General features: G+C 72.0%; 19 protein-coding genes and 1 riboswitch. Of the genes, 8 read left to right on the forward strand and 11 right to left on the reverse strand.

Translation table 11 applies throughout. From position 1 onward, the window contains the following. Positions 1 to 162: 162 nt before the first annotated feature. The 3 genes from SMIR_RS28400 to thiO form a co-directional block, all read right to left on the reverse strand. The gene (locus SMIR_RS28400) at positions 163 to 957 is read right to left on the reverse strand and encodes a thiazole synthase (protein ID WP_168490618.1); all 795 of its coding nucleotides are present in this window, start codon (positions 955 to 957) and stop codon (positions 163 to 165) included. Positions 958 to 960: 3 nt separating this feature from the next. After that, on the reverse strand, positions 961 to 1,161 hold the full coding sequence (thiS, locus tag SMIR_RS28405) for a sulfur carrier protein ThiS (RefSeq protein WP_212727546.1): 201 nt from the start codon (positions 1,159 to 1,161) through the stop codon (positions 961 to 963). Next, entirely contained in the window at positions 1,158 to 2,363 is a 1,206-nt protein-coding gene (thiO, locus tag SMIR_RS28410) for a glycine oxidase ThiO (RefSeq protein ID WP_168490617.1), read from the reverse strand. The genes thiS and thiO overlap by 4 nt, the downstream gene beginning before the upstream one ends. Then, positions 2,361 to 2,472, reverse strand: a riboswitch (TPP riboswitch). (Overlaps the previous gene by 3 nt.) Before the next feature lie 180 nt (positions 2,473 to 2,652). Between thiO and SMIR_RS28415 the strand changes: the two genes are divergently transcribed. The 5 genes from SMIR_RS28415 (at position 2,653) to SMIR_RS28435 (ending at position 7,264) form a co-directional block, all read left to right on the forward strand. Next, a complete protein-coding gene (locus tag SMIR_RS28415) occupies positions 2,653 to 3,891 on the forward strand; it encodes an NAD(P)/FAD-dependent oxidoreductase (protein ID WP_168490616.1) in 1,239 nt (412 codons plus the stop codon). 81 nt (positions 3,892 to 3,972) lie between these two features. Continuing rightward, on the forward strand, positions 3,973 to 4,344 hold the full coding sequence (locus SMIR_RS28420) for an Rv2175c family DNA-binding protein (protein WP_101405624.1): 372 nt from the start codon (positions 3,973 to 3,975) through the stop codon (positions 4,342 to 4,344). A 132-nt stretch (positions 4,345 to 4,476) separates the two neighbouring features. Further along, complete coding sequence (gene thiE, locus SMIR_RS28425; protein WP_212727547.1) at positions 4,477 to 5,127, forward strand: thiamine phosphate synthase; 651 nt, start codon at positions 4,477 to 4,479, stop codon at positions 5,125 to 5,127. Positions 5,128 to 5,285: 158 nt separating this feature from the next. Then, a complete protein-coding gene (metF, locus tag SMIR_RS28430) occupies positions 5,286 to 6,209 on the forward strand; it encodes a methylenetetrahydrofolate reductase [NAD(P)H] (RefSeq protein WP_101405626.1) in 924 nt (307 codons plus the stop codon). 56 nt (positions 6,210 to 6,265) lie between these two features. Beyond that, the gene (locus tag SMIR_RS28435; protein ID WP_168490614.1) at positions 6,266 to 7,264 is read left to right on the forward strand and encodes an SCO2102 family sporulation regulator; all 999 of its coding nucleotides are present in this window, start codon (positions 6,266 to 6,268) and stop codon (positions 7,262 to 7,264) included. A gap of 40 nt (positions 7,265 to 7,304) precedes the next feature. On the opposite strand, the gene SMIR_RS28440 is transcribed toward SMIR_RS28435, so the two are convergent. From SMIR_RS28440 to SMIR_RS28460, 5 genes are all read right to left on the reverse strand, one after another. After that, positions 7,305 to 8,798 carry a phytoene desaturase family protein gene (locus tag SMIR_RS28440; protein WP_168490613.1) on the reverse strand — a complete coding sequence of 498 codons (1,494 nt, stop codon included), beginning with the start codon at positions 8,796 to 8,798 and terminating at the stop codon, positions 7,305 to 7,307. A gap of 45 nt (positions 8,799 to 8,843) precedes the next feature. Further along, entirely contained in the window at positions 8,844 to 9,458 is a 615-nt protein-coding gene (locus SMIR_RS28445) for a DUF4126 domain-containing protein (RefSeq protein ID WP_168490612.1), read from the reverse strand. 384 nt (positions 9,459 to 9,842) lie between these two features. Further along, a complete protein-coding gene (locus tag SMIR_RS28450) occupies positions 9,843 to 10,469 on the reverse strand; it encodes a TetR/AcrR family transcriptional regulator (RefSeq protein ID WP_168508203.1) in 627 nt (208 codons plus the stop codon). An 11-nt stretch (positions 10,470 to 10,480) separates the two neighbouring features. Next, complete coding sequence (locus SMIR_RS28455) at positions 10,481 to 12,565, reverse strand: YhgE/Pip family protein (RefSeq protein ID WP_212727548.1); 2,085 nt, start codon at positions 12,563 to 12,565, stop codon at positions 10,481 to 10,483. Further along, on the reverse strand, positions 12,537 to 13,310 hold the full coding sequence (locus tag SMIR_RS28460; RefSeq protein WP_168490609.1) for an ATP-binding cassette domain-containing protein: 774 nt from the start codon (positions 13,308 to 13,310) through the stop codon (positions 12,537 to 12,539). Before SMIR_RS28460 ends, SMIR_RS28455 begins: the two co-directional genes overlap by 29 nt. A gap of 165 nt (positions 13,311 to 13,475) precedes the next feature. Here SMIR_RS28460 and SMIR_RS28465 point away from each other — a divergent pair, with 165 nt between their 5' ends. The 3 genes from SMIR_RS28465 to SMIR_RS28475 all read left to right on the forward strand — a co-directional run bounded on the left by SMIR_RS28465 (position 13,476) and on the right by SMIR_RS28475 (position 15,658). Further along, positions 13,476 to 14,048 (forward strand): SAV_6107 family HEPN domain-containing protein, encoded by a 573-nt coding sequence (locus tag SMIR_RS28465; protein WP_168490608.1) that lies wholly within the window; start codon positions 13,476 to 13,478, stop codon positions 14,046 to 14,048. Positions 14,049 to 14,213: 165 nt separating this feature from the next. Continuing rightward, positions 14,214 to 14,984 carry a methyltransferase gene (locus SMIR_RS28470; protein WP_097284314.1) on the forward strand — a complete coding sequence of 257 codons (771 nt, stop codon included), beginning with the start codon at positions 14,214 to 14,216 and terminating at the stop codon, positions 14,982 to 14,984. 275 nt (positions 14,985 to 15,259) lie between these two features. Next, entirely contained in the window at positions 15,260 to 15,658 is a 399-nt protein-coding gene (locus SMIR_RS28475; RefSeq protein ID WP_168490607.1) for an SCO2097 family morphological protein, read from the forward strand. A 273-nt stretch (positions 15,659 to 15,931) separates the two neighbouring features. On the opposite strand, the gene SMIR_RS28480 is transcribed toward SMIR_RS28475, so the two are convergent. Genes SMIR_RS28480 through SMIR_RS28490 form a run of 3 tightly spaced genes read right to left on the reverse strand, consistent with a single transcriptional unit; the run spans position 15,932 to position 20,711 of the window. After that, on the reverse strand, positions 15,932 to 18,319 hold the full coding sequence (locus tag SMIR_RS28480) for a transglutaminase TgpA family protein (RefSeq protein ID WP_168490606.1): 2,388 nt from the start codon (positions 18,317 to 18,319) through the stop codon (positions 15,932 to 15,934). Then, the gene (locus tag SMIR_RS28485; protein ID WP_168490605.1) at positions 18,316 to 19,677 is read right to left on the reverse strand and encodes a DUF58 domain-containing protein; all 1,362 of its coding nucleotides are present in this window, start codon (positions 19,675 to 19,677) and stop codon (positions 18,316 to 18,318) included. The genes SMIR_RS28480 and SMIR_RS28485 overlap by 4 nt, the downstream gene beginning before the upstream one ends. Further along, the gene (locus tag SMIR_RS28490) at positions 19,677 to 20,711 is read right to left on the reverse strand and encodes an AAA family ATPase (protein ID WP_168490604.1); all 1,035 of its coding nucleotides are present in this window, start codon (positions 20,709 to 20,711) and stop codon (positions 19,677 to 19,679) included. Before SMIR_RS28490 ends, SMIR_RS28485 begins: the two co-directional genes overlap by 1 nt. Positions 20,712 to 20,722 lie beyond the last annotated feature (11 nt).

The following is a 20,722-nucleotide window of genomic DNA, read 5'->3' on the forward strand; positions in this document are numbered from 1 at the left end:
ATCGATGCGGTCCACATGTCGTGCACAGGGGATGTAAGGCAGGCTGCCCCGCCACCCCGCAGCCGCCGACGGCGCCGCACCCCCACAGGCGACCCCCGCTTTCCGGCCGACCGGAAACGGGCGGTGCGCGGACGGGAGAAAAGACACACCAGCGCCGGGTGCCTAGAAAGCAGGACGCTCAGGATCCAACCGGGCCAGCCCCTCCGCAGGAGACGACGCGGAGGCGAAGTGCCGCCGGGGAATCCGCCCCGCACGCCAGGCAAGCCGCCCGGCTTCCACCGCGTGCTTCATGCCCTCGGCCATCAGCACCGGCTCCTGCGCCCGGGTCACGGCCGACGCCAGCATGACGCCCGCACACCCCAGCTCCATCGCGAACGCCGCATCCGACGCCGTACCGGCCCCCGCGTCCAGAATCACCGGCACACGCGCGTGCTCCACGATCAGCTGGAAGTTGTGCGGGTTGCGGATGCCGAGACCGGACCCGATGGGCGACCCGAGCGGCATGACCGCCGCGCAGCCCACGTCCTCCAGCTTCCGCGCGAGCACAGGATCGTCGTTGGTGTACGGCAGTACGGTGAAACCGTCGTCGACCAGCGTCTCGGCGGCGTCCAGCAACTCGATCGGATCCGGCAGCAGGGTCCGCTCGTCGGCGATGACCTCCAGCTTGACCAGCTCCGTACCGAGCGCCTCCCGCGCGAGCCGCGCGGTCAGCACGGCCTCGCCCGCGGTGAAGCACCCCGCCGTGTTCGGCAGCACCCGGATGCCCAGCCTGTCGAGCACGGACAGCACCGAGCCGTGCGCCGAGGGATTCACCCGGCGCATCGCGACCGTCGTCAGCTCCGTGCCGGACGCCACGAGCGACCGCTCCAGGACGTCGAGGCTGGGCGCACCCCCCGTACCCATGATCAGCCGGGACGAGAAGGACGTACCTCCGAGGACAAACGGGTCGTCGGCCATGGTTCAGCCTCCTTGGACTGCGGTGAGGACTTCGACGCGGTCTCCCTCGGAGAGGGCCGTGGACGACCACTGCGTGCGCGGGACAACGGTTTCGTTGAGCGCGGCGGCGACGCCGGAGGGCGCGACGGTGAGGGTGGCGACGAGCGTGTCGAGGGCCGTGTCGGCGGCGACGTGCCGTCGCTCTCCGTTGACGAAGATGTTCATACGGTCTGCTCCGTGAGTGCTGTGCTGAAGCGCCCGGGGGCGAAGGGGCGGGCCTCTTCCGGAAGCTCGCCGGTGGTCAGGACGTGCGCCATGGCGTCCCCGGTGACGGGCGTGAGCAGGACGCCGTTGCGGTAGTGCCCGGTGGCCAGCAGCAGCCCGTCGAGCGCGGTCGGGCCGAGCAGTGGAGCGTTGTCGGGCGACCCCGGCCGCAGGCCCGCGCGCGTCTCGGTGAGCGGCAGCTCGGTGATTCCGGGCACCAGCTCATGGGCGTCGCGCAGCAGCTCGTAGACCCCGCCCGCGGTCACCGTCGTGTCCCAGCCCAGCTCCTCGCTGGTGGCGCCCACGACGAGCTCACCGTTCTCCCGCGGCACCAGATAGACCTGGCTGCCGCGCACCACGGCCCGCACGGTCCGGCTCAGGAACGGCGCGTACCGCTTCGGCACGGTCAGCCGCAGCACCTGACCCTTCACGGGCCGTACGGGCGGCAGTACGTCGGCGGGCACGCCCGGGAGCTTTCCGCTGAGGCTCCCGGCGGCGAGCACCACCTGCCCCGCCGCCAGCCGTTCATCGTCCGTCGTGACGACCCCGGCGGCCCGGTCCCGTACGACGGTCAGGCGCTCCGCCCACGTCCGGTGGAACTCCACTCCGGCCCGCTCACACGCCGTGACCAGGGCCTTCGCAAGCCGGCGCGGGTCGATCTGGTGGTCTGCGTCGACCCGCAGCCCGCCGCGCACGCCCGGCGCGAGCATGGGCTCCAGACGGCGGCACTCCCGGCCGCTGAGCCACTCCGATTCGAGCCCCGAGCGGTGTTGCAAGGCATGCAGTTCGCGCAGGTGGGCGCGGTCGTCGGCGTCCAGCGCGACGGCCAGCGTGCCGCACCGGCGGTAGCCGAGGTCCTGGCCGCTCGCCTCGGTGAGTTCGGCGGCGAAGTCGGGATAGCGGCGTGCGGAGGCGAGGTTCAGGCCCAGCAGGGTCTGCTCGCCGTAGTGCAGTTCGGTGACGGCGGCGAGCATTCCGGCGGCCACCCGTGCCGCTCCGCCGCCCGGCTCGGGGTCCACGACCGCGACGGTGAACCCGCGCTGCGCGGCCCGCCAGGCGGTCACGAGACCGATGATCCCGCCCCCGATGACGAGGACGTCCGACGTACGTGCGTCCGATGACGGCGCGTCCGATGAACGTGCAGGTGTACGCGTAGGCGACATGGGCGTCCAGCCCCTCCCTTCGCCGGCATGACCCGGATCAGGTTCGTACGGTCGGAGGCCGCCAGCCTCCCTCTCAGCCCGGTGCGTCCGGGCTCCCGCGAGTGCTTTACTTCGCCACCCTAGCCCGCTGCCGTATGTCTCAGTAAGGGAGCGTCCGTCCAGGGCCCGTTCGCGGGTCGGTACGCGCACGCGGTTCGCGTACGACGAGCAGGACGGCGAGATCCGTTGTGGAACAGGTCACTGCGCACGTCCCCTGACTGACAGATTGTCAGTTGTCTATGGTGATCAGGTGAGCGAGCAGACGCGGGCACAGGTGCGGACGCAGGGGCGTACGGCACGGCGGGTCGTCATCGTGGGCGCGGGCATGGCCGGCGTGCAGACGGCGGTCGCCCTGCGGGAACAGGGTTTCACCGGGGACGTGACGCTGATCGGCGCCGAGCCGCACCAGCCGTACGACCGACCACCCCTGTCCAAGGCGGTGCTGCTCGGCAAGGCCGAGGGCTCCGCCTTCGACATCGACTTCGAGGCGCTGGGCATCGAACTGCGACTCGGCTGCGAGGCGCTGGGCCTGCGCCCCGCAGACCACGAGCTGGACACCGAGGCAGGACCGGTGCCGTACGACGTCCTGGTCCTCGCGACCGGCGCGGAACCGATCCAGCTGCCCGGCGCGCAGGGCGTCCCCGGCGTCCATCTGCTGCGGACCCTGGACGACGCCGAGCGACTGCGCCCCGTGCTCGCCCAGCAGCACGACATCGTGGTCGTCGGGGCGGGCTGGATCGGCGCGGAGTTCGCGACGGCGGCGCGTGAGGCCGGGTGCGCGGTCACGGTCGTCGAGGCCGCCGACCGGCCGCTGGCCGGGGCGCTGCCCGCGGAGGTGGCCGCGCCGATGACCGCCTGGTACGCGGACAGCGGCGCGTCGCTGCGCACCCACGCGCGCGTGGAGCGCGTCGAGCCCGGTGCGGTGGTCCTCGACGACGGCTCGCGGGTGCCGGCGGGCGCCGTGGTCGTCGGTATCGGCGCGCGCCCCGCCACCGCCTGGCTGGCCGGCTCCGGCGTCGAGCTCGGCGCCCACCGGGAGGTGGTGGCCGACAGCCACCTGCGCACCTCCGTACCGGACATCTACGCGGTCGGCGACTGCGCCTCCTTCCCGTCGGGCCGCTACGAGGAGCGGCTCCTCGTCCACCACTGGGACAACGCCCTCCAGGCGCCGCGCACGGTCGCGGCGAACATCATCGGCGAGGCCCCGGCGGCGTACGACCCGATCCCGTACTTCTGGTCAGAGCAGTTCGGCCGCTTCGTCCAGTACGTCGGCCATCACGCCCCCGCCGATACGACCGTCTGGCGGGGCGACCCGTCGGGCGCGGCCTGGACGGTCTGCTGGCTCCGCGAGACCCGCCTCGTCGCCCTCCTGGCCGTGGGGCGTCCCCGTGACCTGGCCCAGGGCCGCCGCCTGATCGAGGCAGGCATGCCCATGAACCCGGACATCCTGGCCGACCCGTCCCGCCCTCTGAAGGACGCCACGGCATGACCGCCCGGTTTCCGTCGCCCGGACGGCGGTCCGGGGGGCGCTCGGGTACCGAGTGTCAGTCCGGGATGGCAGGCTTGTCCCGTGACCGAGATTGACGCAAAGATCGATGCTCTCGTCCCTGCCTGGCTCACCCTCCCCGACATCGCCGAACAGCTCGGCGTCGAGGTGACCCGCGTCCGGCAGCTGGTCAAGGAGGGCCAGCTGATCGCCGTACGCCGTGGTGAGAACCGCGCGCTGCACGTCCCCGCCGCCTTCATCGACGGGAACGAGCAGAAGGTCGTCAAGGGCCTGGCCGGTACCTTGACGCTCCTGCGGGACGACGGCTTCTCCGACGAAGAGATGCTCGAGTGGCTCTTCACCCCCGACCCGAGCCTGCCCGGCACCCCCGCGCAGGCTCTGAGCGAGAATCGCGGCACGGAGGTGAAGCGCCGCGCCCAGGCGCTCGCCGTCTGATTCGACCGACCGTCCGGCGTACGGACCACGGCCGGCCCCGGACCACCCCGGCCGCCGCGGTCCGTACGCACCGCACCACGTCCGTAGGGTGCGTACGACAGCCGTACGCACCGCACCACGGGGGATACACGCATGCCCGAGAACGCCGCCCGCACCCGCCTCGCCGACGCCCGCGTCTACCTCTGCACGGACGCCCGCAAGCGCCAGGGCGACCTCGCCGAGTTCCTGGACGCGGTCCTGGCAGGCGGCGTCGACATCGTGCAGCTGCGTGACAAGGGCATGGAGGCCGCCGAGGAGCTGGAGCACCTCCAGGTCTTCGCGGACGCCTGCGCCCGCCACGGCAAGCTCCTCGCGGTCAACGACCGCGCGGACGTCGCCCATGCCATCGGCGCCGACGTACTCCACCTGGGCCAGGGCGATCTCCCGGTCCCCGCCGCCCGCGCGATCCTCGGCGACGAGGTCCTGGTGGGCCGCTCCACGCACGCCGAGTCCGAGGCGGCGGCCGCCGCCGTCCAGGACGGCGTGGACTACTTCTGCACCGGCCCCTGCTGGCCCACCCCCACCAAGCCCGGCCGCCACGCCCCGGGCCTCGGCCTGGTCCGATACACGGCCTCCCTCGCCACCGACCGCCCCTGGTTCGCCATCGGCGGCATCGACCTCGGCAACCTCGACGAGGTACTGGAGGCGGGCGCCCGCCGCGTCGTCGTCGTACGGGCGATCACCGAGGCGGCGGATCCCGGCGCGGCGGCGGGAGAATTCGCCAAGCGGCTGCGTCAGGCGTAAGCGGCGGCTGCGTCAGGCACAGCGCGCTCGTCGATGGTCCGGTCAACGGTTGGACCGGTTGTCCCACCGGTGTCCGAGGGGTGGACAAGAAGTCGACAAATCGGACAATTGGCGTCGGTTCGGTTGGGAGACCGGCGCCCCCTGACTAACCTGCGGGTATGGCCCTCGGATCTGCTTCCACCAGGACTGATCGCGCACGCACCGTGCGCGACATGCTCGCCACCGGCAAGGCGACGTACTCGTTCGAGTTCTCCGCGCCGAAAACCCCCAAGGGCGAGCGGAACCTGTGGAACGCGCTGCGGCGCGTCGAGGCCGTCGCCCCCGACTTCGTCTCCGTCACCTACGGTGCCGGTGGCTCCACCCGCGCGGGCACGGTCAAGGAGACCGAGCAGATCGTCGCCGACACGACGCTCACCCCGGTCGCCCACCTCACCGCGGTCAACCACTCCATCGCCGAACTGCGCAACATCATCGGCCAGTACGCCGACGCCGGCATCCGGAACATGCTCGCGGTCCGCGGCGACCCGCCCGGCGACCCGATGGGCGACTGGGTCCCGCACCCCCGGGGCCTGACCTACGCCGCCGAACTCGTCCGTCTCATCAAGGAGTCCGGCGACTTCTGTGTCGGCGTCGCCGCCTTCCCCGAGATGCACCCCCGCTCCGCGGACTGGGACGTGGACGTCGCGCACTTCGTCGACAAGTGCCGGGCCGGCGCGGACTACGCGATCACCCAGATGTTCTTCCAGCCCGAGTCGTATCTGCGCCTGCGTGACCGGGTGGTGGCGGCCGGCTGTACGACACCGGTCATCCCGGAGGTCATGCCGGTGACGAGTGTGAAGATGCTGGAACGACTTCCGAAGCTCAGCAACGCTTCGTTCCCGGACGTCCTGAAAGAGCGGATCCTCACAGCCAAAGACGATCCGGCGGCTGTACGCTCCATTGGCATCGAGTTCGCGACGGAGTTCTGCGCGAGACTGCTGGACGAGGGAGTCCCCGGACTTCACTTCATCACGCTCAACAACTCGACGGCGACGCTGGAAATCTACGAGAATCTGGGCCTGCACCACCCGCAGCAGGCCTAGACCGGTCGCACCCACGTACGACACACTGCGTAGCGGCCACTGGGAGAGGGGCGTACATGGGCTGGACGGTCCTCTATATCGCGTTCGGCATCGTCGCGCTGTGGCTGCTCGGCGAGGTCTTGCTGCAGTACAAGGCGCGGTTGCGCTGGCGCCTGCTCGCGTTCGTGGGCTTCCTCGGCGTCGTCTTCGGCGTGCTGATCCCCTCCGTGATCGTCATCGGGCTCGGCGCGGCGGCCTTCGCGGTCGGCCAGACGTACGTCACCCTGTCGTTCCGCCGCGGTTTCGCGGAGGGCTGGGCCGTGGGCAACCGGCAGGGCGCCGACAGCGGCGCCGGCAAGGGCTTCGGCAAGAGCAAGCGACGCCGCGGTGAGGACCACCAGGACCCGGCGCTGGAGGTCTCCGACCTCGAAACGGCCGAGGGAGCCGAGGCCAGGGCCGAAGGAACGGCCCGAGGCGCGGCGTATTCCCAGGACGACGACTTCACCCGCGAGGACGACGTGTTCTCGCCCGCGCACTCCGACCGGTTCATGCCGCCCGGCTCCGGCGACCTGACGGCCGCCGAGGCCACCGCCGTGTACGAGCCCCAGCCCCTGCCCGACGACACCGGCTCCTACGGCGTCTACAGCGACACCGCCTACGCGGGCGCCACCGACCAGTCCTACGCCGCCGCGGCCCAGTCCCAGGACCAGCAGGCCTACGCGTACGACGGCTACTCGACCGGGTACGACCAGCAGCAGTACGGCTACGACAACGGCCAGCAGCAGTACGCGGCCTACTCCGACCCGTACATCGGCACCCAGACCTACAGCGGCGCCTCGTACGACACGACCTACGGCGGCGGCGACCAGCAGTACGCGCAGCAGCAGGCCTACGGCCAGGACCAGTACGCCACCGGCGGCTACGGCGGCGAGACCCCGGCCGGCGGTGTCTGGGTCCCGCAGCAGCGCAGCACCGACGACCCCTACGGCGGCGAACTCCCGCCGGAGCAGCCCTACCCGTACCAGGGCAACGGTAACGCCAACGGCGCCGGGTACGACGAGCAGTACCGGTACTGAGGGCCGCCCTCCCCGGGCGGCCTTCGGCGCGCCGGTGCGCTCACTGAGAGCCCCGGAACTGCGGTCCCTCCACGATCAGTCCGGACACCAGGGCGCCCGACATGCCCGCGTGCGGGAGGCCACCGCCCGGGTGGGCCCAGCCGCCGACCACGAACAGCCCCGGCACGCGGGTGGTGTTCGACGCGTGCAGCAGCCGACCGTCCGCCGCGGCGAGCGCCGGGGCGGGGACGGCGCCGCCGTCCGTGCCCGTCTCCTCGGCGAAGTCGGCCGGGGTGCGGACCTCGTGCCACAGCAGACGGTCGCGCAGGCCCGGTATCGCGCGCTCGGCGATAGCGAGCACCCCCTCCACGTCCGCCTCGGACACCGACAGGCCCGACGGCACGGTGACGCTCAGCGTGACCGCCTCGTGCCCCGTGTCCGGCGCGAGGGCGGGGTCGTCAGGGCGCGACACCGTCACGGTGGGCGAGGAAGGGAACCCCGGACGCTCACCGAAGAGCCGGTCCAACTCCTCGGCCCGGTCCGCCGCGTGCACCACCGTGCGGTGTGCCACTCCCTCGGGACGCCCTCCGTGCAACGCCAGTAGCACGGTCAGCCGACTCGGCGCCCCGCGCTGCGGCGCGACCTCGTCACCGCCCCGCAGCGCCGCCCCGGGGACCAGAGCGTCGAGCGCTGCGGGCGCGACACCGGCGACCACGAAGTCGGCGTCCGCGACCTCGCCGTCGGTCAGCTCCACACCCGCCGCCCGGCCGTCCTTCTCGGCGATCCGCGCGACCGGCGACCCGAAGCGGAACTCCACCCTGCGGGCCACGCACCGCTCGTACACCGCGCGCGCCAACTCCCGTATGCCGCCGCGCACATACCAGGTGCCGAAGGCGTGCTCCATGTACGGCAGCACGGCGGCGCTCGCCGGGGTGACGCGCGGATCGAGCCCGTGGGCGAGGGCGTGACTCTCCAGCAGGGCCGTGAGGCGCGGGTCGCGCAACTCCCAGGCGCCGACCTCGGCGAGGGTCGTGGCGCGGCGGGTGCGCAGCAGCTTCTTGTGCGGCACCGAGGGGTAGGGCTCGCGCTCGGCGAGCACCGACCAGTTCGGCCACAACGGCTCCTCCAGGAGCGGCCTGCGGGTGCGGTCCCAGGCCTCGCGCGCCCGCACCAGGAAGTCGCCCCACCGTGCGCCCGCGCCCGCCCCGAGGGCCTCGTCGAGGGCGGTGACGGCGCCCGCGCGCGAGGCGTTCGGCAGACCGACCTCCGTGCCGTCGGCGAAGACATGGCGCGAGGACGGGTCCACCTGGACCAGCTCGACGCACGCCTCCAGCGGCTCCTTGCCCGTCTTGACGAACAGGTCGCGGTAGACCGCGGGCAGCGGGAGCAGTCCCGGGCCCGTGTCGAACATGAAGCCGTCGCGCTCGAAGCGGCGCACCGCACCGCCGTACGTCGCCGCGCGCTCGTACACCACCACCCGGTGGCCCGCGACGGCCAGCCGGGCGGCGGCCGCCATCGCGCCCATCCCGGCGCCGATCACCGCAATCCGTCCCATGCCGCCGACTTTATCGGCCGCCACTGACAACCCGGCCCGCGGTGCTCAGTCGGGTGGCTGTCCCACTCGCTCGGCCAGGCGTCTCTCCTCCCGGCGCTGGGCCCTGCGGCGCAGGAACCGGCGGATCCGTGAGATGAGGAAGAAGAGCGCCAGCAGCCCCGCGAGCAGCAGCACGCCCGCGATGATCGCCGCGGCCTCGGGGTGGAACATCGCGAAGGTCAGGATCCCGGCGACCCCGAGATCCTCGGCGGTGCTCATGATGAGGTTGCTGAAGGGCTCCGGCGAGGTGTTGATCGCCATCCGTGTCCCGGCCTTGACCGTGTGGCTCGCCAATGCCGTCGAACCGCCGATCGCACCCGCCGCCAGATCGGAGAGCGAACCGCTCTGCCCGGCGAGCAGGGCCCCGACCCACGCCCCCGCCGCTGGACGGATCACGGTGTGCACCGAGTCCCACACCGAGTCCACGTACGGGATCTTGTCGGCGACCGCCTCGCACAGGAAGAGAACGCCCGCTGTGATCAGGATCTCAGGGCGCTGAAGGGACTCCGGGACGTCGTCGCTCAGACCGGTCGCTCCGAAGACGCCGAGGAGCAGCACCACCGCGTACGCGTTGATGCCACTGGCCCAGCCGCTGGTGAAGACCAGGGGGAGTACGGACACGGACGCGATCGTAACCAGTCGACGATGGCCCGTCCTGGGCATGAGTGCGTACGGCTGAGTATCCGTACCTAGTGAGTGAGATGAGTACGCGCGCGGATGGGGCCCGACCTGCGCGAAAGAGAGAGTGGAGGCACGGAAAGGGGCGCGGCTCCGGCACCGCCGACACGGGGCGGCGGAACGGTCCTCGCGCCCTTGGCCGCTCCTTCCGCCGACTCCGTCGGCGGGAGTGAGGCACGGGGGAACCCGGGGGACGACCGAACGGGGGCCCAACGGGGGAGTACGGGGGAGCACGGCGAAGCGCCGGTTCGAGGTGGCCCGCGGGGGACGCGGCCACCTCGGACCGGCGCTTGGCCGTGCTCCGCTTCCGTACCGAGCCCTGTCAGCTCACCGGTTGCCGCTCACGCGCCCCTGGAGCAGCCGCGACAGCGCCGCGTGGACGTCGTCCAGGGAACGCTCGGGCTGGAAGGCCTGCCAGTCCAGGGCGGCCACCAGGACCATCCCGACCAGTGCGGCGGCCGTCAGCGGAATGTCGATCTCGTCGCTGAGCTCGCCGTTCGCCACCCCTTCGCGCAGCACGCGCTCGACGACCGCGACCGCCTCCTGCCGGACCACCATGAGCGTGGACTGCCAGGCCCGGTTGGTGCGCCACAGCTCGGCCACGTAGAGCTGGGTGAAGGCCGGGTAGCGGTTGATGAAGGCGAGCCCGGCCCTGATCATCGCGTCCAGTGCGTCGACCTTGGTGCCGCCGTCCCGCTCGGTGCGCTCGGCGGCCTCCCGCAGGGAGGCGGTGAGGAGTCCCACGCCGTGCCGCAGCAACTCCTCGAAGAGGACGGACTTGCTCGCGAAGTTGTAGTAGACGGTGCCTTTCGCGACCCCGGCCCGCTCGGCGATCTCGTCCACGGTGGTGGCGGAGAACCCCTGTTCCGCGATGAGGGTGACCGCCGCCTCGTAGAGCTTCTGCCGGGTCGCCTCGCGACGGCCGCCGCCTGCCGTGGTGCTGCTGCTTTCCATGGCCCTGATTGTCACAGGCTCAGCTCGGGGTGCAGACGGTCGAGGGTCCACACCTGCTTGCGGTGTGCCGACAGGGCGGTGAGCGCGAGCGCGCCCGCGGTGAACGCCGTCAGGACGGCGCACGCTTCCCAGACCGGTCCGAGACCGCCGCCCGTGATGAGCCTGCGGAGGGCCTCGACGACGTAACTCATCGGCAAGAAGGGGTGGATCGCGTTGAAGAAGCCCGGACTGGTCTGGACGGGGTACGTGCCGCCCGCCGAAGTCAGCTGGAGCATCAGGAGGGCGAGTACGAGGATCCGGCCCGCCGCTCCGAAGCGTGCGTTCAGCCACTGCACGAGCGCCGCGAAGCACGCCGTCACCAGGCACAGGAAGCCGACGGTCCCGGCCGCCCGCACCATCTCCAGGCCGATCGCCCAGTGCAGCACGGACATCAGGGCCACCGTCTGGAGCACGCCCAGAGCGGCCACCGGCAGCCAGCCCGCCAGCGCGATGCGCCAGGCCGAGGCACCCACCGCGAGCGCGCGCCGGTTCAGCGGCTGGATCAGCATGTACGCCACCATCGCGCCCACCCACAGGGACAGCGCGATGAAGTACGGGGCGAAGCCCGTGCCGTAGTTGGGCGCCTTGTGCAGGTCCTTGGAGGCGAGCTTCACCGGGTCTGCCATGACCTGGGTGCGCAGGTCGCGGTCCTGCCGGTCGTAGTCGGGGATCTGCCCGGCGCCGTCGTGCAGTCCGCCGGCGAGTTGCCCCGAGCCGCCGACGAGCTTGTACATGCCCTCGTCGAGGGTGCTGGCGCCCGTCTTCAGCTTGCCGACACCCGTGTCGAGGTCCGCCGCGCCTGTCTTGGCCGTTCCGAGCCCCGTGCGCAGCTTCTTGGCCCCCGCGGCGACCTTTTCGGCGCCCTCGTTCAGCTTGTCGACTTTGGAGACGGCGTCGGCGAGGTCTTCGGAGAGGTGCGGCGAGCGGTCGGCGAGGGCCTGGGCCTGCTTCTGGAGGGTGCCCAGGTTCTTGTCGAGCCGGTCGAGATCGCCGTTCTGGTCGCCGATGAGCGTGTTCACGTCGTCGGCGACCTCGGCCACGTCCGCGGCCGCCTGCTGGGCCTTCTTCAGGTCGGGGCACGCGGCGTCGGGCAACGGCAGGGTCTCGCAGCGTGCCCTGTAGACGGCGTTCAGCGCGTCGGACGCCGTATGGGCGCCCTTGGCGGCGGCCGGGGCCGTCTTCACCAGCGTGTCGAGGTTGTGGCGGATCCCCGCGGCGGAGTCGGCGACGAGCCGGGCCGTGTCGCCGATCGACTTCTCGTTGTCCTTCAGGAAGGGGCCCACCTTGTCCGCGACCCCGTTGACCTTGTCGGCCAGCGCCCCCGTGCCGTCGGCGACCTGCCGCGAGCCGTCCGCCAGGTCGCCGGCGCCCTTGTCGAGCTTTCGCAGGCCCCCGGAGAGCTTGCCACTGCCCTCCTTGGCGTCCTTCAGGCCGCCGGCGAGGTCCTCGGAGCCCCTCCGGGCCCTGCCGATGCCACCGCTGAGTTTGTCGGCCCCCTTGGCGGCCTTCTCGGTCGCCCCGTGGATGTCCGAGAACGAGATGAAGATCTTGTCGAGGAACGACCGGGAGGCCTTCGTGGACGCCGCCGTGCGCACCTCGCCGAACACCGTCCGTGAGATCTGCCCGACGATGTAGTTGTTCGCGTCGTTCGTACGCACCTGGAGGGCGCCCGTCTCCGGCGCCTGTCCGGAGCTGGAGGCGATCCTCCGGCTGAAGTCGGACGGCATGGTCAGCGACAGGTAGTACGTGCCGTCCTCGACGCCCCGGCGGGCCTCGGCCGCGCTCACCTCGTGCCACTCGAAGGTGTCGCTGTCGCGCAGCCCCTTGGTGATGTCCTCGCCCGCCGAGAGCTTCTTGCCCGCGACGCTCGCCCCCTTGTCGTCGTTCACGAGCGCCACGGGGATGCGGTCCAGCCGGCCGTACGGGTCCCAGAACGACCACAGGTAGAGGGCGCCGTACAGCAGCGGCAGCAACAGGAGCGCGGCCAGCGCGGCGCGCGGGAGTTTGCCCCGGCCGAAGCGCCTGAGTTCAAGAACGGCCAGTCTCGGCGAGCGCATCGGCCGTCTCCTTGTCGTCGGTCTCGCTGGTGTGGTCGGTCGGGCGGGTGGACACGAGGACGGCCCCTTCGGGAGCCTCGCTGCACACCGCCACGACCGTGGTGCCCGACTGGGCGATCGACTTCAACAGGGCCCAGGTCTCGGCCCGTTCGGCATCCGACAACTTGAGGTCGGTGTCGTCGATGCCGAGCAGCCCCGGGCGGCCGACGAGGGCCAACGCGACGGACAGCCGCAGGGCTTCGAGCCGCTCCAGGTCACGTACGGCGGTCCGGGAGCCCTTGGGCAGGGTCTCCCGGTCCAGGCCGGCGGCGGCCAGCGCGGAGTCGATCCGCAGCTTCTGCTCGGCCGCCCGCCCGGCTCGCGGACGCAGCGGCCCGCGCAGGGACTCCTTCAGGGAACCCCCGAACCGCCGCTGCAGCAGCGCCCGTTCGAGCAGGTGCTCCCCGACGGTCAGGGCGGGGTCCAGGTCGGTGACACCCGGGACATGGGCGAGCGCGCTGGCACGACGCACCGCGGCCATCTGCCGCGGCAGCGTCGCCCCGCCCACGGTGGCCGTCCCCCCGGTGGACCGCATCCGGCCCGTGAGCGCGAGCAGCAGGCACGTACGGCCCGAGCCGGACGGCCCCTCGACCGCGATCAGCGAGCCGGGCCGCGCATCGACACCGACCCCGCGGAACGCCCAGCCGCGCGGGCCCTCGAGTCCGAAGTCCCTGGCCGTGACACCGAGTCCGCGCGGACCGTCCACAGCGTCCCCATCCCTTGAACATTTTTGAACTGACTGGTCAGTGCAAAAACTAACCCGAACTCTCGATCGAAGCAAAGGCCCAGGTCAGAACGGATTGTCAGTGCCATACCTCACGATGGGCACATACGGCCACAGTGCCGTCACACAGACGACAGGAGGTTCGTCATGGCCACCTCTTCCGCAGCCGCCGCCCACCGGCGCCGCGCCACCGGCCCTGCCCCCTCACTGACCGGCCCGGCGAGCGACGTACACCCCGTGCTCCGCCGGGCCACGGCCCCGCCCGCCGCCCTCGACCTGCTCGCCCAGGCCCGCGCCGGCCTCGACGAGGCGACCGCCCTGGAAACACCCAATGAGCGCTACGCGACGGCGCACTTGGCGGCCCTGCGCACCGCCGCCGCCGTCCTCGCCGCACGGGGCCGCCCGGAGCCCTCACCCCGACGCCGCGCCCGCATCCGGAGCGCCTGGGAAGTGCTCCCCGAGATCGCCCCCGAACTCACCGAGTGGAGCGCCCTGTTCGCCTCCGGAGCCGACCGGCGCGCCCGCGCCGAGGCGGGCATCCGGGGCGCGGCCGGCACCCGCGACGCCGACGACCTGATACGGGACGTGGCGATGTTCCTGCGCATCGTCGAGCGGATGCTGGTGCTGCAACCCGTACTGCCCCAGCCCCGTCGGACCGGCGAGGAGGGGGACGGAGACAGGGAGGGCAGGGGGAACAGGGAGGTCCCGGACGCGGGCTGACCCCGTGATCCGCCCGGTGATCCGACGCGTGATCCGCCGGGTGAGACGGAGGGTCGGGTACGACGGCGGAGGCAATAGGGTGGAGGCGCCTGAAGCCTCCTGCCGGGAGGCCCCCCGATCGCTCCGCCGCGCAAGAGGCGGTGCCGCTCCGAGGAGTCAACTGCCGTGCCGGACCCGACGCGCCCCCGCGCTTCTCTCCGTACCGCCGTGGTGTGGGAGGTCCTCAAGGACGCTCTAGACCGCCGGGTCAAGGCCACGGGGCGGGAGTCCCTGGACGTCCTCGACACCGGAGGCGGCAGCGGCAACTTCGCGGTGCCCGTGGCCCGCCTCGGCCACCGTGTCACCGTCGTCGACCCCAGCCCGAACGCGCTGTTCGCGCTGGAGCGCCGGGCCGCCGAGGCCGGGGTCGCCGACCGCGTCAAGGGTGTCCAGGGTGACGCCCACGGCCTCTTCGACGTCGTCGAGCGCGGCGGCTACGACGTCGTGCTGTGCCACGGGGTCCTGGAGTACGTGGACGACCCCGCCGACGGTGTGCGCAACGTGGTGGACGCGCTGCGTCCCGAGGGCGTTCTCAGCCTCCTCGCGGCGGGCCTGGGCGGCGCCGTGCTCGCCCGCGCCCTCGCCGGGCACTTCAAGGAGGCCAAGCAGGCGCTCGACGACCCGGACGGACGCTGGGGCGAGGGTGATCCCGTACCCCACCGCTTCACCGCCGACCAGCTCACCGCGCTCGTCGAGGGCGCGGGTCTGCGCGTCGGCGCCGTGCACGGCGTACGGGTCTTCGCGGACCTGGTCCCCGGCGTCCTCGTGGACACCGAGCCGGGTGCCGTGGAAGCCCTCCTGAAGCTCGAGGCGGCGGCCGCCGAACTCCCCGCGTTCCACTCCGTGGCCACTCAGCTTCATGTGCTCGGTGAGGCGCAGGGGGCCGACGAGGGCTGAGCCGCCTCTCATGTTGCGCCCCTGATCAGGGGCGGGGCGGCAGATGGAGTACGCCACAGGCCGCCCGATCGGGCGCTCGGCGCCGTATGATCGAGGGAGACCGTCCGGCATGACGGGCCGGTTGCTGGGGAATGCACGCCTCAGTGAATCGGGGTGCCATGGCGGGTTCCGGTTGGCGAATTGGCGCAGAGGGGCGGGTTTCACGGGGGCGATTCCCTGCCTATCCTGAAGGGGACCCCCGGTCGCCCCGGCGACTGCACGATGAGGAGGACGCCGTGCCGCTCTCGGAGCACGAGCAGCGAATGCTCGAGCAGATGGAGCGAGCGCTGTACGCCGAAGATCCCAAGTTCGCGACAGCGCTTGAGGGAAGCGGGCTGCGTACGTACACCCGGCGACGGGTCTACCAGGCGTTCGCGGGCTTTCTGGTGGGTATCGCGCTCCTCATGGCCGGAATGGTCTCGAAGCAGATCTGGGTCAGCGTGGTGGGTTTTCTCGTCATGCTGGGCTGTGCGGTGCTCGCCGTCACCGGTTGGCGCAAGGCTCCCAAGCCGGGTGAACAGCCGGCCGCGCCCGGCGCACCCGCCGCGCGCCGCCACCAGGGCCGACAGCGCCGCTCCATGATGGACCGCATCGAACAACGCTGGCAGCGACGCCGGGACGAGCAGGGGCAGTAGCCCCGCGGGGTCAGTAGCCCTGCGGGCGCCCGCAGTCGAAGACAACGCATGAGGGGGTGTCCCACCCGGGCCGGGTGGGACACCCCCTCAGTCGTACCCGGGCCGGGCGTTCTGCCCGCGCCGAGGTGAATCGGCGGCCGTGACGCCGACGTGCACCGGACCCTCGCCCGTGGGGCGCCGGCCTGCACCGGCGGCCTCCGTCCCGGTCGCGCACCAACCACATGTGGCCCGTGTCCCCGGCCGGGGACACGGGCCACATGGTTCAACGCGACGTCAGCTGTTCTGCCCCGAAGGACGTCGCAGCAGGGTCTCTCTGCGCGCCGCCAGCCGGGCCGACAGAGCCGTCCAGTAGGCCGACGCCGCCCAGGCCACCCGGACGGCTGAGCGGGGCGCGAGCAGGGCACGCAGGCGGGCGGTGCGGCTCGCCCGGGCGCCGAGGGCGTCCGTGACACGACGGGCGTCTTCCGCGAGCCCCGCCGTCAGCCGCGGGTGCGGGGCGTACAGCACCTGCTCGACCGCCGCGGCCATCCGGTGCACCGCCTCCGACGCCTCGGCTTCGAGGAGCCCGAGCCGCACGATCCGCGCCGCGGCCTTCCGTGGTGTCTGGGACTCGTCCGGCACGATTCCGTAGTCCCACGCCGTATCGGTCACCTCCAGCCACGTCGCCAGCGTGTACGCGGGTGCGTCCGCCTCACTGCGGCCGTGCGCACCCAGCCGCACGGACCGGAGCCGCATCCGCCACAGCATCGGCAGCATCGGCACGATCAGCAGCAGGAGCCCGGCCAGTGTGTACCCCAGGATCTGGAACCACGGAGTGCCGTCGTCCTTCGAGCCCACCGTGGCCAGCGCGGACTGGCTCGGGCACGCCTCCAGCTTCTTCTGCTCGGCCGGGCAGTTGCCGCTGGCCGACGGGGCGGTGGAGGGCGCCGCGGAGGACGACGTGGACGGCTTCGGCACCGTCGACGAGTCCGATCCGGGCGTGTTCGTCTGGGTGTACTCCGGCACCGAGCCCCGGTTCGGGGTCGGCTCGAAGCGGGTCCAGCCCACGCCTTCGAAGTACAGCTCGGGCCAGGCGTGCGCGTCCCGCAGCCCCACCGACATCGAACCGTCGGCCTGCGGGGAGCCGGGCGTGAATCCCACCGCGACCCGGGCCGGAATCCCCAGCGTGCGGGCCATCGAGGCCATCGCGAAGGAGAAGTGGACGCAGAAGCCCTGCTTGTCCTTCAGGAAGCGCGCGATCGCGGCCGAGCCGCTGCCCACCTGCACCTGGGTGTTGTAGGTGAATCCGCCGTTCACCGCGAAGTAGTCCTGGAGTTTGACCGCCTGCTCGTAGTGGTTCGTCGAGCCCGCGGTGACCTTGCGCGCGGTGGCGGCCACCACCGCCGGCAGCGACGACGGCACCTTGGTGAACTCGCGCTTCAGGGCCTTCGACGGCTCCGGAGCGTTCGCCAACTGCTCCGCGGTCGGCTGCACGATCAGGCTCGTCACCTCGTACTGCACGCCGCGCGTGTTCTGACCGTGGTCACCGACGAGCGTGCGGCCGACCGGCTCGTACCGCCAACTGCCGCTGATGTTCACCTTGCTGACCGGGTACGGCATGGGCAGCCAGTCCTGCGCGTACCAGTCGGCCGCCGAGATGCGGGTCTGGATCTCGCTGCGCTGGACGTCGGCCCCGAGGCCGATCGGCGTCGGGAACGTGTCCGGCACGTCCTGGATGTGTCGCTGGGCCGGCTTCCACGCCGTGCCGTCGAAGTCGTCCAGGGACACGATCCGCAGATACATGTCCTGGGTGTCCTCGGAGTTGGTGCGGTAGGACATGACCTGGCGGTCCTCGTCCACGTTCAGGCTGTCGCGGAGTGAGACCAGCGGGTTCACCGCGGAGATCGTGCCGCCCCCGGAACCCGAGCCGACGCCCGCCCCCGCGCCGCCCAGCAGACCGTCGCCGAGGGCGGGCAGGCCGAGCGGCACCGCCAGGGCGATGCCCAGCGCGACCGCGCCGATGCGCCGCCCCGTGCGGACCGGTGCGACCGTGCCCGAGGAGGCGTCCAGCCCCTGTGAGCGGGGCGCGCCGCCGAAGACCCGGCCCCACTGGGAGAGCCGGTCGCGGCCCTCCGCCAGGAGCAGCATCAGATAGCCCGCGGCCGCGAGCAGGAACCACAGCCAGGCCCAGCCGCCGCCCGACAGGCCCGCGGCGACCGAGTACAACGCGAGCAGGGGGAGTCCGGCGGGGGCCGCGCTGCGGAACGTCACCGCGAGCGTGTCCACCGCGAGACCGATCACCAGGACACCGCCGATCAGCATCAGGCGGATGCCGTCGGACAGCGGCGCCGGAATCGCGTACCGCCCGACGTCGTCCGTGCCCGCCTGGAGCAGATCGCCGAGATGCCGGAACGCATCCGGTCCCGGGACGAAGCCGAGGAGGGCCTGCTGCTGGGCGAAGACCAGCGTCAGCAGCATCAGCGTCACCAGCGCCTGCGCCGCCACCGTCAGCGGCCGGGCCAGCGGAACCCGCCGGGTCAGCGCGCCCACACCGGACTGCAGCGCCAGCAGGAACGCCGCCTGGAGGATCCACGTCGCCGGCTTGACCAGCGGCAGCAGCGCGCACGCCGCCATCAGTGTGGCCGCCGCCGAATACAGCGTCAGCCGAGCCCGCCCGCTCATGATCCTCCACCCCCAGCCGTACTCCCCGTCGAGGCGGCACCCATGCGCTGCTGGTCCGCCTGCCGCCACAGATCGGCGAGCTCCGCCCCCCGTGGCACCGTCACGGCGGTCCAGCCCGCCTCGCGCAGCATGCGCAGTCGATCCTCGCTCCTGTCCAACGGGCCGGGAACGTCGGTCGGTTCCCGCACCCAGGTCTCGCTGTCCAGCAGGAAGGCGACGGCCCCGCCGCTGCGCTGGCGCATCTTGGCGAGCACCGTCGCCTGCTCCTCGTCGAGGTCGCCGAGAAAGGCGATCAGCAGCCCTTCGCTGCCCCCGCGCAGGACGTCGTAGGCCCGGGAGAGCCCGGCGCCGTCCGAGTGGTCGATGACCGCGAGCGTGTCCATCATCAGTCCGGCCGCGTCCGCCGACTCCTGGCTCGCGCCCGCGAAGCCCTCGGCGCCCTCGCCGGGCACCGAGTTGCCGTCGTCCGTAAGCAGCCGCACCGAGAAGCCCCGCTCGAGCATGTGCACCAGCGTCGACGCCGTCCCCGACACCGCCCACTCGAAGGCGGAGTCCGGGCCGGCGCCTTCGTAGGCGATGCCCCGGGTGTCGAGCAGCACCGTGCAGCGGGAGCGCTGCGGCTGTTCCTCGCGACGGACCATCAGTTCGCCGTAGCGCGCGGTCAGGCGCCAGTGCACCCGGCGCAGGTCGTCGCCGTAGCGGTAGCCGCGCGGGATGATGTCGTCCTCGCCCGCCAGTGCCAGCGAGCGCTGCCGCCCGTCGCCGTACCCCTTCGCCTCACCGCTCAGCCGCACCGGCGGCAGCGGTTCGACGCGCGGGATGACCGTCAGGGTGTCGTACGTCGAGAAGGAGCGGGTCAGCTCGCACATCCCGAACGGGTCCGTCAGACGCAGTTGCAGCGGACCCAGCGGATAGCGGCCGCGCAGGTCGGAGCGGACCCGGTAGGACACCTCGCGTCGGCCTCCCGCCTCCACCCGGTCCAGGACGAACCGGGGCCGCGGACCGAGCACGTACGGCACCCGGTCCTGGAGCATCAGCAGGCCGGTGGGCAGCCGCGAGACGTTGTCCATCCGCAGATGGACGCGGGCCTCGGAACCGGCGGGCACCCGCCCGGGGGAGAGCCTGCGGCTGCCCGCGACCCGGTAGCGCGTGCGGTACAGCACGGTCGCGCAGACCAGCGGCAGGACCGCGAGAAGCAGGCCGACCCGGAGCAGATCGCTCTGCCCCAGGACGTACGCGCAGATCGCGGCCGCGATGCCGGCGGCCAGGAAGGAGCGTCCGCGGGTGGTGAGACCGGTGAGCGCGGTGCGCAGCCCGCCCTTGTCCTCCTCGGCGTCGCCGGTCCCCCCGGGCGTCATCACAGCCTCCGGGGCGGCTGCTGGTCGTACGCGGGCGCGCCGCGGCCCATCGTGAAGCCCGGCTGCTGGGGCGCCGCGGGAACGGCGGTGTGCTGAAGGATCTCCTGGACGACCTGCTCGGCCGTACGACGGTTCAACTGCGCCTGGGCCGTGGGGAGCAGACGGTGGGCCAGGACCGCCACGGCGAGTGCCTGGATGTCGTCCGGCAGTGCGTACTCCCGGCCGCTGAGCGCCGCGGAGGCCTTCGCCGCGCGCAGCAGATGCAGCGTGGCACGCGGTGAGGCGCCGAGTCTGAGGTCGGGGTGGGTGCGCGTGGCGGCGACCAGATCCACCGCGTACCGCCGGACCGTCTCCGCGACGTGGACCGTGCGGACCGCGTCGATCAGCTTCACGATCTCGTGCGCGTGCGCCACCGGCTGGAGGTCGTCCAGCGGGGAGACCCCGCCGTGGACGTCCAGCATCTGAAGCTCGGCTTCCGCACTGGGGTAGCCGATGGAGACGCGGGCCATGAAGCGGTCGCGCTGGGCCTCCGGCAGCGGGTAGGTGCCCTCCATCTCGACCGGGTTCTGCGTGGCCACCACCATGAAGGGGCTGGGCAGTTCGTAGGTCTGCCCGTCGATGGTGACCTGGCGCTCCTCCATCGACTCCAGGAGCGCGGACTGCGTCTTGGGGGAGGCGCGGTTGATCTCGTCGCCGATCACGATCTGCGCGAAGATCGCACCCGGTTTGAACTCGAAGTCCCGGCGCTGCTGGTCCCAGATGGACACACCCGTGATGTCCGAGGGCAGCAGGTCGGGCGTGAACTGAATACGCCGCACCGAGCAGTCGATGGACCGTGCCAGTGCCTTGGCCAGCATGGTCTTGCCGACGCCGGGGACATCCTCGATCAGAAGATGTCCCTCGGCGAGCAGCACGGTCAGCGAAAGCCGTACGACCTCAGGCTTGCCTTCGATCACTCCTTCCACCGAACTGCGGACACGCTCCACAGTGGCGGTCAGATCTGTAAGGCTCGCTCGATCGTCATAGGTCGTCACCCGGCCCTCCT

Origin of the sequence: Streptomyces mirabilis (assembly GCF_018310535.1) — a bacterium.
GTDB lineage: Bacteria > Actinomycetota > Actinomycetes > Streptomycetales > Streptomycetaceae > Streptomyces.

Excerpts from the sequence above, each read along its gene's own strand:
- SMIR_RS28400 (WP_168490618.1), bottom strand. The coding sequence starts at position 957 with ATGGCCGACGACCCGTTTGTCCTCGGAGGTACGTCCTTCTCGTCCCGG.
- thiS (WP_212727546.1), bottom strand. The coding sequence starts at position 1,161 with ATGAACATCTTCGTCAACGGAGAGCGACGGCACGTCGCCGCCGACACG.
- thiO (WP_168490617.1), bottom strand. The coding sequence starts at position 2,363 with ATGTCGCCTACGCGTACACCTGCACGTTCATCGGACGCGCCGTCATCG.
- thiE (WP_212727547.1), top strand. The coding sequence starts at position 4,477 with ATGCCCGAGAACGCCGCCCGCACCCGCCTCGCCGACGCCCGCGTCTAC.
- metF (WP_101405626.1), top strand. The coding sequence starts at position 5,286 with ATGGCCCTCGGATCTGCTTCCACCAGGACTGATCGCGCACGCACCGTG.
- SMIR_RS28435 (WP_168490614.1), top strand. The coding sequence starts at position 6,266 with ATGGGCTGGACGGTCCTCTATATCGCGTTCGGCATCGTCGCGCTGTGG.
- SMIR_RS28440 (WP_168490613.1), bottom strand. The coding sequence starts at position 8,798 with ATGGGACGGATTGCGGTGATCGGCGCCGGGATGGGCGCGATGGCGGCC.
- SMIR_RS28450 (WP_168508203.1), bottom strand. The coding sequence starts at position 10,469 with ATGGAAAGCAGCAGCACCACGGCAGGCGGCGGCCGTCGCGAGGCGACC.
- SMIR_RS28455 (WP_212727548.1), bottom strand. The coding sequence starts at position 12,565 with ATGCGCTCGCCGAGACTGGCCGTTCTTGAACTCAGGCGCTTCGGCCGG.
- SMIR_RS28465 (WP_168490608.1), top strand. The coding sequence starts at position 13,476 with ATGGCCACCTCTTCCGCAGCCGCCGCCCACCGGCGCCGCGCCACCGGC.
- SMIR_RS28480 (WP_168490606.1), bottom strand. The coding sequence starts at position 18,319 with ATGAGCGGGCGGGCTCGGCTGACGCTGTATTCGGCGGCGGCCACACTG.
- SMIR_RS28485 (WP_168490605.1), bottom strand. The coding sequence starts at position 19,677 with ATGACGCCCGGGGGGACCGGCGACGCCGAGGAGGACAAGGGCGGGCTG.